Origin of the sequence: Acidovorax sp. 106 (assembly GCF_003663825.1) — a bacterium.
Lineage (GTDB): Bacteria > Pseudomonadota > Gammaproteobacteria > Burkholderiales > Burkholderiaceae_C > Acidovorax.
The window spans coordinates 2378840-2393764 of the sequence record NZ_RCCC01000001.1; the positions used below are offsets into that span (position 1 = coordinate 2378840).

The 14925-nt window shown below is 65.0% G+C and carries 14 protein-coding genes and 1 pseudogene; 3 read left to right on the forward strand and 12 right to left on the reverse strand.

The window, feature by feature from the left end; genetic code table 11:
• The first annotated feature begins 5 nt into the window (after positions 1-5).
• A complete protein-coding gene (locus C8C98_RS10645; RefSeq protein ID WP_121454241.1) occupies positions 6-461 on the forward strand; it encodes a hypothetical protein in 456 nt (151 codons plus the stop codon).
• Between the two features lie 80 nt (positions 462-541).
• Here the strand turns inward: C8C98_RS10645 and C8C98_RS22070 are convergent.
• From C8C98_RS22070 to C8C98_RS10685, 7 genes and pseudogenes are all read right to left on the reverse strand, one after another.
• A pseudogene (locus C8C98_RS22070) lies at positions 542-649 on the reverse strand (NIPSNAP family protein); the annotation flags it as partial.
• 33 nt (positions 650-682) lie between these two features.
• Complete coding sequence (locus C8C98_RS10655) at positions 683-3037, reverse strand: TonB-dependent receptor (protein WP_121454242.1); 2355 nt, start codon at positions 3035-3037, stop codon at positions 683-685.
• Positions 3038-3234: 197 nt separating this feature from the next.
• Entirely contained in the window at positions 3235-4269 is a 1035-nt protein-coding gene (locus tag C8C98_RS10660; protein WP_121454243.1) for a FecR family protein, read from the reverse strand.
• An 8-nt stretch (positions 4270-4277) separates the two neighbouring features.
• Positions 4278-4907 carry an RNA polymerase sigma factor gene (locus C8C98_RS10665; RefSeq protein ID WP_121454244.1) on the reverse strand — a complete coding sequence of 210 codons (630 nt, stop codon included), beginning with the start codon at positions 4905-4907 and terminating at the stop codon, positions 4278-4280.
• Between the two features lie 556 nt (positions 4908-5463).
• Positions 5464-5772, reverse strand: a complete 309-nt coding sequence (locus C8C98_RS10675; RefSeq protein ID WP_121454246.1) for an NIPSNAP family protein — start codon at positions 5770-5772, stop codon at positions 5464-5466.
• Positions 5773-5780: 8 nt separating this feature from the next.
• A complete protein-coding gene (locus C8C98_RS10680) occupies positions 5781-6473 on the reverse strand; it encodes a glutathione S-transferase family protein (RefSeq protein ID WP_121456189.1) in 693 nt (230 codons plus the stop codon).
• A gap of 136 nt (positions 6474-6609) precedes the next feature.
• The gene (locus tag C8C98_RS10685) at positions 6610-7182 is read right to left on the reverse strand and encodes a 5-formyltetrahydrofolate cyclo-ligase (RefSeq protein ID WP_121454247.1); all 573 of its coding nucleotides are present in this window, start codon (positions 7180-7182) and stop codon (positions 6610-6612) included.
• Between the two features lie 14 nt (positions 7183-7196).
• Here C8C98_RS10685 and C8C98_RS10690 point away from each other — a divergent pair, with 14 nt between their 5' ends.
• Together C8C98_RS10690 and C8C98_RS10695 are read left to right on the forward strand one after the other, a co-directional pair.
• Positions 7197-9182 carry a lytic transglycosylase domain-containing protein gene (locus C8C98_RS10690; RefSeq protein ID WP_121454248.1) on the forward strand — a complete coding sequence of 662 codons (1986 nt, stop codon included), beginning with the start codon at positions 7197-7199 and terminating at the stop codon, positions 9180-9182.
• Positions 9183-9270: 88 nt separating this feature from the next.
• Positions 9271-9888 (forward strand): DUF4124 domain-containing protein, encoded by a 618-nt coding sequence (locus tag C8C98_RS10695; protein WP_121454249.1) that lies wholly within the window; start codon positions 9271-9273, stop codon positions 9886-9888.
• A gap of 336 nt (positions 9889-10224) precedes the next feature.
• Here the strand turns inward: C8C98_RS10695 and C8C98_RS10700 are convergent, their stop codons facing one another.
• From C8C98_RS10700 to C8C98_RS10720, 5 genes are all read right to left on the reverse strand, one after another.
• Positions 10225-11166, reverse strand: a complete 942-nt coding sequence (locus C8C98_RS10700; protein ID WP_121456190.1) for an MBL fold metallo-hydrolase — start codon at positions 11164-11166, stop codon at positions 10225-10227.
• Between the two features lie 308 nt (positions 11167-11474).
• A complete protein-coding gene (gene rbsD / locus C8C98_RS10705) occupies positions 11475-11864 on the reverse strand; it encodes a D-ribose pyranase (protein WP_121454250.1) in 390 nt (129 codons plus the stop codon).
• Complete coding sequence (gene rbsK, locus C8C98_RS10710; RefSeq protein ID WP_121454251.1) at positions 11861-12844, reverse strand: ribokinase; 984 nt, start codon at positions 12842-12844, stop codon at positions 11861-11863. Before rbsK ends, rbsD begins: the two co-directional genes overlap by 4 nt.
• A 22-nt stretch (positions 12845-12866) precedes the next feature.
• Positions 12867-13877: a LacI family DNA-binding transcriptional regulator gene (locus C8C98_RS10715; RefSeq protein ID WP_121454252.1), complete on the reverse strand. Its 1011-nt coding sequence runs from the start codon at positions 13875-13877 to the stop codon at positions 12867-12869.
• 19 nt (positions 13878-13896) lie between these two features.
• Positions 13897-14895: an ABC transporter permease gene (locus C8C98_RS10720; protein ID WP_121454253.1), complete on the reverse strand. Its 999-nt coding sequence runs from the start codon at positions 14893-14895 to the stop codon at positions 13897-13899.
• Positions 14896-14925 lie beyond the last annotated feature (30 nt).

A 14925-nucleotide genomic window follows, 5' to 3' on the forward strand; every position in this document is an offset into this window, starting at 1 on the left:
CCACCATGTCCCTCGCCTCCGACCTCACCATTGCCCAACTCAACCCCGACGGCAGCGTGCCCGTGCCCACGGCGCCAGACGCCGCAGCGAACGCCGCCGCCGAAGCCCTGCAGCGAGAGGCACAGTTCGAGGCCCTGAAGGCCAAGGTCGAGGGCTTGCAAGAAATCCTGGCCAAGCCACTGGCCGACATTTTGGCCGAGCATGACAAGTTCAAGGAAGTAGCGGCCGCGTGGGATTCCTTCGGCGCGATGTGGATGCTGTCGCAACGAGCCATGCGCCGCGTGGCAATGGACTTGGCGGCTGCGCAGGGCGTGAGCGAAGAAGAGGTGGTAGCCCGCGCCATGGCCTACGCCAACCAGGTGCTCAATGTCGAAGACGAAGACCTGGGCGGCTCCGTGGCCCCGGCGCAGCAGGCGCACATTGCGCGGCACAAGGCGTTTTTGCGCAAGCAGTTTCGGTAGCGCGTGGTTCGAGGACTAAACGGACGGATAGACAGCGCCATTGCGCAGGGTTTCCTGCCGACCGTACTGGAAGCCTTCCTGAACACCGGCCTGAAAAAGCTTCGCTCATGGCTCACGATGCAGCCAGTCTCTTGGGCGTACCGAAACGCTACTTGGCATTCCGCGTCTTGTATCAACCATTCGCGGTACACACCTCGCAAGCCGCGCGCATGTCGGTCAACTCAGAACTGCATTTGCGCAGAAAACGCCACGCTGCGCGGCGCGCCCACGTAGTAGCTGTTGAGCCAGTAGTTTTTGTCGGCCACGTTGTTGACGCTCAGGCGCAGGGTCAGCGGCTTGCCTGACACTTGGGTGGCATAACGCACGCTCAGGTCTGCGGTGGTCACGGCGGGCAGGCGGTCGGTATTGGCAGAATCCGCCCATTGCTTGCCGGTGTAATAAAGGCCACCAGCCAGACTCAAGCCCGGTACGGGCAACGCGTATTCGGCATACACCTTGGTGACAACCTTGGCCACGTTGATCGGGCTCTTTCCGTCGAGATCGGAGCCCTTCACCTTGGGGTTGAGAGCCGTGATGCCGCTGACCACCGTCAACTTGTCGAACAGCTTGCCCGAGGCGTTGAACTCGATGCCGGTGTGCTTCTGGCGGCCGTCCTGCGTGTAGACGTTGTTGCTGTTCGTGAATTCATAAGCCTTCTCGATGTCGAAGATGGCACCTGTCAGCAGCAGCTTGCCAACGGTTGCCTTGACGCCGATTTCCTTTTGTCGGCTGACCATTGGCGACTGGACTTGGCGGGCGTTGCTCGCGGTGTCCGGTGCGGTGCCGCCCATTTCCAGGCCTTCGATGTAGCTTGCATAGGTGCTGAGCCAAGGCATGGGCTTGAACAGCAGAGAAACTGAAGGCGAATTGCGGCTCTTGTTGTAGGTGCCGCTCTGGATGTTGCTGCGGCTCACGCCCAGCAGCACCGACCACTGGTCGTTGAAAGTGATCTGGTCGCCGATCAGGTGGTTCTTGTTGAGATCCCGTCCCCCGTACTTTGGATCACCCACGGCGGGGGGAAAGTTCGGCTCCTGCACGTAAGTCGGTGCGGTGAACGAGTACGGGCCTTGGGGCCCCGTGCTGAACTGGCTCGGAGAGTCGTAGTACTTGTCGGAGTACATGGTGTAGCCGACGGTGATTTTGTGGGCAACCGAACCCGTCTTGACGCTGATGTCGGCCATCGCTGAGCCAGCGTCGTAGACGTCTTTGGTGAGGCCGGCGCGGGTGCGGATCTGCTCGAAGCTGGCGGGCGTGCTCACCAGGTTCACCGTGTGGTCGCCTGTGCGATCCAGAAAGTCGCGCGCGTAGGCACCGCGCAGCGTGAGAGCGTCGTTGACCTGGTAGGTCAGCTTGCCCATGAGTTTGGTGTTTTCGAATTTGTCGCTGACCCACGGCTGGCCCCAAAGCCGTTTGGCGTCGGGTGCGCTGCCGTGTTTCACCCCATCGAAGAACCAGTAGGCGGAGGTGCCGGTGGTCTTGTACTGGTTGTAGACGCCATTGAGTTCGAGCAGCAATTGATCGGTCAGTTGCCAGTCGGCTGCGGCGCTGACCAATTGCCGGTTGATCTTCTGGTCATCGATGGCGGTGCTGCCGTCTTGCTTGACCAGGTTGAGCCGGTAGCCGGCCCGGCCGGCTTCGTCGATTCGGCCGCCGAGGTCAGCGTGCACATAGGCTTGGCTGCCGCCGTAGTTGCCGACGGTGACGCTGTTCAGCCGTTCGATGGTCGGGCGCTTGTAGACGAAGTTGACCATGCCCCCCGGCTGTGCTGCGCCAAAGAGAAAGCCCGAGAGGCCATTCAGGATCTCGACGCGTTCCTTGTCTTCGATCACGGCCGCGTGGTTGTACGGACGGCGCAGGCCGTCTTCCGCAGTGTTGTAGCCATCGAAACCCCGGATGTTGACCGAAGGCGACCAGCTCGTGATCTGTGGTGTGGTGGTGCGGGTGGAGGCGTTGAGCTTGTAGATGTCATCAGGCGACTGCGCCTGGATGTTCTGCACCAGCTCGAGCGGCACGACGCTCATGGAGAACGGCGTGTCCTGCAGGCCCATGCTGCCAAGGGCGCCGACAGACGAAATGGTCTTGGCTCTGTAACCGTCGGCGGCTTTGCCTTCCTGCTGCAACTCCGTCGTCAAGTCCACCTCGCGCGTGGCTGTGACTTGCACCTGCGGCAGTGTCTTGTCTGCGGCACTCGCAGCAGGTGCGCGAATGACCACTGCACTGCCTTCTCGTGCTGCCGATAGTCCGCTGCCGGACAGCATCCTGTCCAGCGCCTGTTGCAAGGTCAGGCGCCCAGAAACGGCCGACGCAGCGATTTTGGAGACCAGATCCCCCGATGTCAGCACCTGGGCGCCGGTCTGGCGCGAAAGCTCGTTCAAAGCCGCTGCGAGCGGCTGGGCCGGCACGCTGATGTTGAAGGTCGGCTCGCTCGCCTGTGCGGAGGGCTGTGCTGAAGCAAGGCTGCTCCAGCTGAGGAAGGTGGTGCCAAATGCGGCAGCAAGCGCGGCATTCAGAAGTCGGTGGCGAGGCGAAGAACGCATGGGTGAGGGCTCCAGGTTGGGTCAATGCGACGTATTCGTGCTTGTAGGCGGAGGGCTCGCGAAAAATCGGAGCCCTGGTGCTTCTCCATACAAGACGTTTGAGTTCGCCAAACAGAGACACCCTGTTTTGACCGCCCCGCCCCGCCCCGCCCCGCCCCGGAGTGCAGTGCAGTGCACTGCAGCTGGCGCGGCCTTTTTCAGCGAGCCTGCAGCTCCACGCTGCCATCCGGGCGGGCGACAGTTGTCACGGGAAGAATCGTCGGTAGCACCGCCACCAGGCCAGCTGAGTCGTTGGCGCGGAAGCGGCCCGACAGACGCAGGGCGTCGACGCGCTCGCTGGCACTGACGATCGGGCGGGGGCGGTAGCTGTTGACCGTCGCCAGTGCCTCGCCCAGGGGCATGTTGTCGAACACCAGCCAGCCTTCGCGCCATGCCGAGAGAGTCCGGGTATCGGTCTTCTGTACGGCCCCGGGGTGCCCGTCCTTCACTTCGACAAGTTCACCCCGGTGCAGATCGATGACTTCCCGGGGGGATGGGGCGGCTCCCTCGCGGGGGTAGACCCGTATGCGAACATGCCCTTGTTCGACACCGACGGTGATGGGCCCGCAGCGGTCGCGCACGGTGAAGACCGTGCCGATGACTTCGATCAGGGCGGAGCGCGTGTGGACCTGGAAGGGCCGCTGTGCGTCATGTGCGATTTCGAAGCGGACCTCGCCGCGAGCCATTTCGACGACACGGTGCTGTCGGTACAGCGTGGCGTCGATGGCGCTTTGCGGCGCAATGTCGAGCCGACTGCCCGGTGCATCGCCGATGCCGTCCACCAGCGTCACATTCAACATCTGCGCGATGCGTGTGCTGTAAGCCGCATGGAAAACGGGCTGCTGCCAGTACCATTGCACGCCGCGGCCCGCGACGAGGCCACCGCCTAACAGCCCTGCGATGGAAAGCAGCAGTTTGCGGCGCTGCGGCCTGGGGTTAGGCGCTGCCGCTGCTGTGGCCCTGTCGGCTGCAGACGTGTCGAAGTGCGCGCGCAGATCCCCTGCCATGCCGCCGAGTGCATCCCAGCGATGGCGAGCCTCCAAGAGCGCCGCTGCGTGCTCGGGCGATGTGTTGCGCCACTGGCTCAAGGCCACACGGGCGTGTTGCGCGGCTTCGTTGGTGGCGAGTTCGCTTTCGACGATCAGCGCCAGCGCCCGCTCAATCAAGCGTTCGCGCGGAGCGCTGATGGCCATGCTGCGGCTCAAGAGAAGTCTTCGGCTAGCGCAGCGTTGAAGCCTGCGCGGGTCTGCACGTGCTGGGGTTCGATCAGCTCTGCACGCAGCTCGGCGAACACCCTTGAGCAATCGATGGTAGCGCGCAACAGGTGCTTGGCCACCGCCATCTCGGTAATGCCTAACTGCTGTGCGATTTCCGCGCGCGTGTGGCCGTAGGCTCGGAACAGCAGGAACACTTCGCGCCGTCGCGGCGGGAGCTTTTCCATGGTCTCGACCACCCGCGCCAGCACGCGCTGCTGGGCCAGGATGTACTCACTGGACGGCGCTGTCAGGGGTGTGCCGATGGTGGCGTGCGTGCCCACCCATTCCTGCGCCACCTTGCGGTGGCGTGCTTCGTCGATGCACAGGTTGCGGGCCACGCGAAAGAGCAGGGCTCGGGGCGATTCGATGGCACCGTTGCGCTTGGCCTCCTCCGGTGCTGCATCGGTGGTGGACCCGGTACGGCCTACGCCAAGAGACTTTGTGGCCTGTGCGAACACCCGCTCGAAGCTCGTCTGTGCGATGTCGGCTGCGTAGTGCGGGTCCCTCAGGTCGCGAGTGAGCTGCCGGCGCAAGTCCGCATAGTGAGCTACAAGTTCCTGAACGAGGTCACGCATCCGGCTGCTTTCTCGCAAGCATCGATGAAAGGCCCCTGAAACCGCTTGCTGGTCATGCCACGGAGATCGCAGCCTCCCTCGGGAGGCAACAAAATGGCGGCGATGGCTCTGCGTATGGGTGTCCCTGGGGATGTTTTAATAAGAATTGTTCTTATTAAGTTTAGCATCGAACGGTATGCTGAGAGTTAAAGCGCTGCTTTGGCAGGGGCAGTTGCTCGGCTGCCTCTTGGGTGGGCTAAGGGCGTGGATTCCTATTCAGCAGCGTCTGGCCGATCTCATCCAACCGTTTATCGCTCAGTCCGTGACTGGTTTCGCGACTGTGAGTCGGAAGATGCTTGGCTTGAGCCAGGGCTTGCCTTGCCGCCGTGGGTTTCTATCGACGCAGAAGTCAGCTAGGTAGGCTGCGTGCGGGCTGAGCCGCGACCTGCGGGTATTGCGCCATCAGCGGGGCGTCTTCACCTCGGTCAAAGACTGAGGCAAGCAGCTTGTGCATTGCACCCGCCAGTACAACCAAGATCCAAAGCCCATCCAGTCGAAGTACAACGATCTGCGTGATTCACTCAAACACCGGCCTGAAAAAACTCCGCTCATAGCTCACGATACAGCCGGTTTCCTCAGCGTACCGAAACGCCGCCTGGCAGTCCGCGTCTTGCATCGACCGCTCGCGGTACACCTCGTAGGCCGCAAGGCTGTCAAACGTGAACAGCGCCAGCGCAATGTTGTTGGCGCCCTCGCTGGGCATGAAGTAGCCGTGGTGCTGGCCGCCGAACTTTTCAACCAGCGGAATCCACAGTTTTCCATAGTGCTCAAACTCCTTGAGCTTGCTCGTGTTGAGCACATAGCGCAGGTAGATAGTGACGGCCATGGTGCTGCTCAGCCTTTTGCAGGTTGCAGGCGATAGGGTTCTTCAAAGTCGAGGAAATCCTTCTCGGCCAGGGCGTCGGCGATCCAGGCTTGCACGCCAGGCAGTTCGCGCACACGCTGCACGTAGCCAGCGATGGCGGCGGGCAGGGGCAGGGCGTAGGTGTGCAGGCGCATGCACACGGGGGCAAAGTAGGCGTCGGCCACGCTGAACGCACCAAACAGCATGGGGCCGCCGTGTTCTTCCAGCAGGGCGCTCCACATGTCCACCAGGCGGGCCACATCGGCGCGCACGGCGGGCTGGTCGCGCCAGATCAACGCGCCGGTGTCGGCCAGGTTCGCCTCAATGTTCATGGGGCAGTGGCTGCGCAGGGCCGTAAAGCCGCTGTGCATTTCGGCGCAGACGCTGCGGGCGCGTGCGCGGGCTTTGGGGTGGGCGGGCCAGAGTGGTTTGTCGGCCCAGGTCTCGGCCACGTACTCGGCAATGGCCAGGGTGTCCCACACCACCAGGTCGCCGTGGACCAGCACGGGCACCTTGCCGGTGGGGCTCACGGGGCCCATGGTGCGCTTGAACTCTGAGTCGGCCTCGAAACTGTCAAAGCGCACGTGCACTTCGTCAAACGCAATGCCAGCCTGCTTGAGCAGCACCCAGGGGCGCATGGACCAGGAGGAGTAGTTTTTGTTGCCGATGTAGAGCTGGAGCATGGGGTTCCTTGCGTTGAGGTGGATCGCCATGCTAGCGGCGATACCCCTTGGGCACTGTTGAAAAAAACGCCCCTGATTGATGCGCGAGACGCATCGGCCCATGGCTATCGGCCATAGACCGACAGCCACTCGCTTGCTAAACCGGCCAGACCACGCCGTTGTCGTTCAGGATGGCATCGAGCGGCAGGTCAAACTCTTCGGGCTCGAAGTCGTCCAGGTAGCCGTTGGTAAAGCCCAGGCCCACCGTGAAGGGCTTGGGCTGCAGTGTGGCCAGGGTGCGGTCATAAAAGCCGCCGCCGTAGCCCAGGCGGTAGCCGCCCGGCGCATAGCCCACGCAGGGCACGAACAGCAGCGTGGGCACGATGACTTCGGTGTCCTTGGGCTTGGGGATGCCGTAGGCGTCTTCTTCCATGGGGCAGCCGGGGTACCAGGCGTGGAAGGTGAGCGTTTTGTGCTGTTTGTTGACCACTGGCAGGCCGATGCGCCTGCGCAGGGGCTCGTCCAGCAGCTCGCCGTCTTCCTTCCAGCGATGCAGGGCGGGCAGGGGGTCAAACTCGCCCTTGATGGGCCAATACGCACCAATCACCGTGTCGGGTCGGTTGACCAGCCAGATGCGCATGACCTGCTGTAACAGGTCAGATCGCTGTAGGCGATCGGGCAGGTTGAGACGTTCTTCAATCAATGCGCGCCGAAGGGCTGCTTTGTCCATCAGATAATTCCCCCATGCAATTGCTCAGAGCGATTTTGACACCCCTTGTGGCCGCCGCCGTGCTGGCCACCACCGTGCCCCTTGTCCAGGCGCAAAACCGTGGCGACGATGCCCTGCTGGAGATGGGCCAAGCCTTTCGCAAAGGCGACCGCAAAAAGCTGGAACAGCTGCTGCCCACCGTGCGTGGCCACGCGCTGGAGCCCTGGGCCGCTTACTGGGAGCTGAAGCTGCGCCTGGGCGAGGCCAGCCCCTCCGAAATCCAGGGCTTTTTACAGCGCTACGCGGGTACGTACCAAGAAGACCGGCTGCGCAACGACTGGCTGCTGCTGCTGGGCCAGCGCCGCGACTGGGCTCAGTTTGCCGAGCAGCACCCCAGCTACCGCATGTCAGACGACAAGGAAGTGCGCTGCTACGCCCTGCTGATCGACACCATCAAGGGCACGGCCCCCGCCACGGCGGCCGATGAGGTGCGCCGCAACTGGTACGCCCAGCGCGACAACGACGACGGCTGCACCCACGCTGCGGGCGAGCTGTTTGGCTACAAAAAACTGGCTGCCCCCGACATTTGGCGCAAGGCACGCTTGGCGGTGGAGGCCAATCGCATCCGCGCCGCGCGCAGCGCCGTAGAGATCGTCTCGCCCGAATCCTCCGCCCAGGTCAAGGAGCTGATGGACTCGGCCACCAAGTACCTGCACAGCCGCGCCACCGCCCGTGGCAAGGCGCGCCAGGAGCTGGTGACCCTGGCCCTGATCAAGCTGGCACAGGGCGATGTAGACAACGCTGCCGCCCAACTGGACAGCAAATGGGGCGTGCACCTGTCGCCCGAAGAGCGCAACTGGGTGTGGGGCGTGATTGGCAAGCAGGCCGCGCAGCGCCTGTCGAATGACGCCATGACCTACTTTGGCAACGTGACCAAGGACGCAGATCTGAACGACGACCTGCTGGGCTGGAAGGTGCGCGCCGCCCTGCGCGCAGGCCAGTGGAAGGTGGTGCGCAAGGCCGTGGAGGCCATGAGCGACGAAGCCCGCAGCGACAGCACCTGGGTGTACTGGCGCGCCAAGGCCGTGCTGGCCGAAAAGCCCAGCGAGGCCGAACGCACCGAAGCCCGCCAGTGGCTGCAGGGCATTGCCAGCACCCGGGGCTTTTACGAGCAGCTGGCGCTGGAAGAACTGGGCCAGCGCGTGGCCGTGCCGCCCGCGCCCGCGCCCCTCACGGCTGAAGAAAAGGCCGCTGCCCGCGCCAACCCGGCGCTCAACCGCGCGCTCTACGCCATCATGCTGGGCCTGCGCAGCGAGGGTGTGCGCGAGTGGAACTACGCCACCAACCTGCACAACCCCGGCGGCATGGCCGAGCGTGATTTGCTGGCCGCCGCCGACTTTGCCTGCCAGCGCGAGGTGTGGGACCGCTGCATCAACACCAGCGAGCGCACCAAGACCGTGATCGACACCACGCAGCGCTTTCCCACCCCGTTTCGCGCCACCGTGGTGGAGCGCGCCCAGGGCATTGGCCTGGACCCCGCCTACGTGTACGGCCTGATCCGTCAGGAGAGCCGCTTTGTGATGGACGCCCGCTCGCACGTGGGCGCCTCGGGCCTGATGCAGGTGATGCCCGCGACGGCCCGCTGGACGGCCAAGAAGATCGGGCTGACCAACTTCACCCCAGACCAAATCTCTGACCGCGACACCAACATCACCATCGGCACCGCCTACCTCAAGCTGGCGCTGGACGACTTTGCGGGCTCCATGCCCATGGCCGCCGCCGCCTACAACGCAGGCCCCGGCCGTCCGCGCAACTGGCGCAACGGCCCGGTGCTTGACGCCGCCATCTGGGCTGAAAATGTGCCTTTTGCAGAAACGCGCGACTACGTGAAGAAGGTGCTGGCCAACACCACCAACTACGCGGCCATGCTCACCGGCCAGCCGCAGTCGCTGCGCAGCCGCTTGGGCACAGTGGGGCCGCGTGATGCGGCTGCTCCGGCAGTGAATGCCGATCTGCCGTGAGTGGCACAGTGTTTGCTATTAAAAGAGAAGCTGCTAGCGCTTGATGGGTAAGCGATAGCGGCACATTTCATTCAAAAGAGGGGGTGCTATGGTGCAATGGAAGGCTGCGGCGATGGCCGCCATGGTGGTGTGGGCAGTGGGCGTGCAGGCGCAGCCGGTGTACAAGTGGGTGGATGCGAACGGCAAGACGCATTACGGCTCGCAGCCCCCGGCCAGCAAGGACGATGTGGAGCCCATGAAGCTGCAGAGCACCAATGGCACCACCACAGGCAGTGGCACGGGTTCGGGCGGCTCCAGCGGCTCGAACGGGGCGGGTGGCAGCAAGAGCGCATCTGGCAAGGGTGCGACCGAGTACAACGCCGACGGCACCAAGAAGATCCCCAAAGACGTTCAGGAGTTTGGCGAGGGCCTGAAAAAAGCCCTGGGCACGGTCGACAAGACGGAAGTGCCCATGAACTGCTCGGTGGCGGTGAGCAACATCCAGTACCAGGCCGATCTGATGCTGGAGGTGGGCCAGAAGAACGTGCGCGACGGTTACATGTCCCAGGCGACTTTCGACGCCACGGCCCCCAAGATCCGTGAGGCCAAGGGCAAGTACAGCGTGGGCGATTGCCAGATTGCCAGCGGCAACAAGAAGTCGTTCTACCAGTGCATGTCCAGCAGCAAAAACCACGTGGCGGGGTGCGATAGCCAGTTCAAACACTGAGCGGTTGCATGGGGCTTGGCCGTGCTGCATGGGCCCCTCGCAGGAAAAAGAAGCCCGCCACTCTGCGGGCTTTTTTACGGGTGATTCAGTGGTGGAGTCTGGGACTGGACCCATACCGTAATTCCATTTCTAAATCACCCCTGACGTTGTTGCTTCGCCTTGCCGTGCTTGAGCACTGTCTGCGGCTTCGCGCCTAGTCAGGAATGATTTTGGAAATGGAATGATGTGTTCAAACATAGAAAGCCGTTCACGCTGAGCCTGTCGAAGCGCCGCGCGAGGCTCGGGCAGACCCAGCCCGAACGGCTTGGGTTTTGATAAAGAGAAAGCGAATCCGTATCAGCCGTTGTGCAGCGCCTCGCCCCGGCGCAATGCTGCGCCCGAGCGCTCCAGATCGGCCACCAGGCTGTGCAGCCAGGCGGTTTGCGGTTGGTCGGCAAAGTGGGCGCGGTGCAGCATGCCGAAGTAGGGCGTGCCCTCGGCCCACTGCTGCAGGGCGGGCACGGTGGTGTGCTGCAGCTCCAGCAGTTTGTACTTGAGCAGCACCTTGGCGGCATACAGCGCGTGCTTGCGCGGTGCGGCCACAAAGCTCTGCAGCCGCTGGCGCGCGGCGGCAATCGCGCGCGGCGCATCGGTAAACACGGGTCCGTGGCCGGGGATGACGGTGCGCGGGCCCAGGCGCTCGATCACATCCAGCGTGGCGGCCACTGCGTCGAAGGCTGCGGTGCCTTCCAGCTCTGGAAAGACGACGCCAAAGCCGTTCTCCCACAGCGCGTCGGCCGAGATGAGCGTGGCACTTTGCGGCTCAAACAGCACCACCGAATGCGGGTCGTGTCCCGGCGCGGCGTGCACCTGCCAGTCGCGCTCGGCCAGGCGCACGGTGGTGCCGGGCTGCAAGGCCGCGTCGGCTTTGAAGCGCGGGCAGTCCTGGCCGGTGGGGGTGTAGCTCAGGGCGTAGGCGTCCCATTGCGTGACCTGTGCCATTTGGCCGGGAGGGATGTGGGTGGTGGCACCAGGCCAGGCCACCTGCAGCGCGGCATTGCCGCCGCAGTGGTCGCTGTGCAGGTGGGTGTTGAGGATGCGCTGCAGCGGCTGCGCGCCCAGCGCGCTTTGCACCAATGCCACGGTCTGGTCGCTGTGGGTGCAGTAGCCGGTGTCCACCACGGTCGCCCCTTCGAGGCCCAGGCACACCACGTTGTTGGCCGAGAGCCAGCCGCGCTCCAGCACGGTGATGCCTGGGGGCAGGGATGCGGTCAACGGGGCGGTCGAGGGTGCGGGCATGGCGTGGGGGGCAGTGGCTGCGGCAGAGCCTGCAGCGTAGCGCACCGCACGGGCGCGCGGCCTCTCCAAAACCCCGAGAGGGCCTGTGCAGGGGGGCTGGGCACTGCCGCTGCCCGTTGGGGCTCAGCCCAAACAGTGGGGGAGTCGCTCTGGCGTCGGCAGTCGTGTAGGTCGGGTTAGCGCAGCGTAACCCGACGTTAGCGCTGCGTGCCCCGAGGGCGTCGGGTGATGCCCTTGCGGGCTAACCCGACCTACGGGGTCTGGGGGCTGGCTTCGACAAGCTCAGCCCGAAGGGGTGGCTCGCCCGATCAGAACGTGACGCCAGCCACCAGGATCACGTTGGCATACGGTGTGCACTCGCCGGTGCGCACCACCACGCGGGCGCGCTCGGTCAGGTGTTTGAATTCTTCGTGGCTCACGGTAGCGGGGGCCACGGGCAGCTGGCACCAGCTTGGCAGCAGGCCCTTGGCGCGCTCCACAGCTTCGGTGGCGATCACGGCTTTTTCCACCTGCAGCTCGGTCAGCACCACACGCAGCACATCGGCCACGGCCGGGATGCCGGGGGTCAGCGCCAGGTCGATGCGGCGCGGGCCGTTGGGGATGGGCAGGCCGACATCGCCAATGACCAGCATGTCGCCATGGCCCATGCTGGCAATGGCGTGGGAGAGTTCGGCGTGCAGCAAGGCGGTGCGTTTCACAGGGGGCTCCAGTCAGGGGGCAGGGGGCTTTGCGCCACGGCGGCGCGGGTGGGGATGGAGGGTTGGGCGCCTGCCTGCGTCACGCACAGGGCCGAGGCGCGGATGCCTTCGCGCACTGCCGCGTCGAGCGACTGGCCCTCGGCCAGCGCCACGGTGAGAGCACCCAAAAAGGTGTCGCCCGCCGCAGTGGTGTCCACCGCCTGCACCTTGCGGCCGGGGTGGTAGCGGCTGCCGTCGGCATCGGCCGCCACGGCACCGGCGGCGCCCAGCGTGACCACCACTTGCTGCGGGCCCTGGGCACGCAGCGCCTGGGCCGCCTGCGCTGCCTGGGCTGGGGTTGCTACCGCAGTGCCCGCCAGCGCAGCGGCTTCCACTTCGTTGACCACCAGCACGTCGACCAGGGGCAGCAGTGCCTCGGGCAGGGGCTGGATGGGCGAGGGGTTGAACACCACGCGCCGCCCGGCGCTGTGCGCGCACTGTGCGGCTGCTAGCACTTGGGGCATGGGGCTTTCCAGCTGCATGACCAGCGCGCTGGCTTGGGCCATCAGTGCTTGCAGCGACTGCAGGGCCGGTGCATCGAGCGTAAAGCGGGCGTTGGCGCCGGGCACCACCACGATGCGGTTCTGGCCAGATGCTTCTACCGTGATGGCCGCCAGTCCGGTGGGGGCTTCAGGGTCGGTGAGCACGGCGCTGTGGTCGATGCCATCGCGCTCCAGTTCGGCGCGCAGCGTGGCGCCGTTGGCGTCGTTGCCCACGCGGCCCAGCAGGTGCACTTGCGCGCCTTGGCGGGCGCAGGCCACGGCCTGGTTGCCACCTTTGCCGCCGGGCACATAGTGCAGGCCCTGGGCCAGTACGGTTTCGCCCGCGCCGGGTGCGCGCTGCACCTGCAGCACCAGGTCCATGTTCAGGCTGCCCAGCACGGCGATGCAAGGCGGCGATGAGGGCGATGAGGGGGCAGGGGTTGAAGGAGGCGTCGTCATGCTTGAGAAATTTTTTAGCGTTTTATTGGGGGCGGGGTGCGGTCGATGCGCGCACGCGCAGCTCGGGCTGCAGCATCACCTTGCGGGCGTCTTGCCGTTTGCCTTGAATGCGCTCGAGCAGCATGTCCACGGCCAGCGCGCCGATGCGCTGCTTGGGCTGTGCCACGGTGGTCAGCGGCGGGCTGGTGAAGGCGGTGAGTTCAATGTCGTCAAAGCCCACCATAGACAGGGCTTCGGGCAGGCGCAGGCCGCGCTCGTGCGCGGCGCACAGCGCGCCCATGGCCATCAGGTCGTTGCAGACAAACACGGCGGTGGGCGGTTGGGCGGCGCGCAGCAGCGCGTGCATGGCCTCATAGCCGCTCTGGCTGGTGAAGTGGCCGTGCCACAGCAGACCATCGCCGCTGCCCAGGCCAGCAGCCGTCAGGGCGCTGCGCCAGCCAGCAATGCGCTGCTCGCTGGGGGCAATGCCCTCGGGCCCGCCAATGCAGGCGATGCGCTGGTGGCCCAGCTGCAGCAGGTGCTGCGTGGCCAGCAGGCCGCCTTGCATGTGGGCGGTTTCCACCAGGTCGCACGGTTGCTCGGCAATTTCGATTTCGCGGTCCACCAGCACGGTGGGAATGCCCAGGCCCGCCAACTGGTTGGGCAAGGTAGCGTCGTGCCCGGTGGAGACAACGATCAGCCCGTCAATACGCCGCTCGGCCAGCACCTGCAGGTAGGTGCCCTGGCGGTGGGCTTCATCGTTGGTGTTGCACAGGATGAGGTTGTAGCCCGCGCCAAAGCAGCGGTCTTCCACCGCGTGCACGATTTCCGCGAAGTAGGGGTTGGAGCTGTTGGGAATCAACATGCCCAGCGTGCGCGTGTTGTTGCTCTTGAGGCTGCGCGCAATGGCGCTGGGCACATAGCCCAGGGCGCGGATGGCAGTCTCCACGCGCTCGCGGCTTTCGGTGCTGACGTAGCGCGTGCCGTTGACCACGTGCGAGACGGTGGTGACCGATACGTCGGCGTGGCGGGCAACGTCCTTGATGGTGGCCATGGGGGGCTCTCTGGCCGGATCAGGCCTTGGCAGCGCGGCGTTGGCGCAGCGTGTCCACGATCACTGCGGCCACGATCACGATGCCGGTGATGATGCGCTTGCTGGGCTCGCTGGCGCCCACCTGGGCCAGGCCCGCCTCCAGCACGGCAATGATGAGCACGCCAAACGCGGTGTTCACCACCGAGCCGCGCCCGCCCATCAGGCTGGTGCCGCCAATCACCACGGCGGCAATCACCTGCAGCTCCATGCCGGTGCCGGCGTTGGGGTCGGCTGCTTCCAGGCGGGCCGATTGCATCAGGCCCGCCAGCCCGGCCAGCAGACCAGTGACGGCGAACACGATGATGCGGATGGGACGGGGGTCCACGCCCGCCAGGCGCATGGCTTCTTCGTTGGTGCCAATGCCCACCACGCTGCGGCCAAACACGGTGCGCGACAGCACCAGTTGCGCCACCACCACCAGCACCACGGCCAGCAAGAAGGCGAACGAGATGCCGCCAAAAAACGGTGCCGACAGCCACGAGATCGCATCGCCCACGTACTGCGTGCGCGAGTCGGTCACCACATAGGCGCTGCCGCGCACGGCTTCAAGCATGCCCAGCGAGACGATGAACGAGGGCAGACGCCACGCCACCGAGATGGTGCCGGTGATGGTGCCGCACACCAGGCCCGTGGCCAGTGCCAGCGCGGCAGCGGCGGGCACCGTCCAGCCCCACTGCAAGATGGCAGCGGCCGAGGTGGCGGCGGCCAGCGCCATCACCGAGCCCACCGACAAATCGATGCCCGCGATGATGAGCACAAAGGTCATGCCCACGGCCATCACGGCCAGGGCCGGGATTTCGTTGGCAATGGTGATGAAGGTCTCGGCGCTCCAGAAGTATTCGGACAGCGACGAGAACAGCGCCACCATGCCCACGAGCACGGCGATCAGCCCGAGGTAGGTGCCCAGCTGGCTGCGCCAGGCGGAGGGGGTGCGCGGTGCAGGGGCCGCTGCCGTGTTAGGGGAGGTGGGGGCGTTCATGCGAAGGGCTCGGTCAGGAAAAGGGTCAAA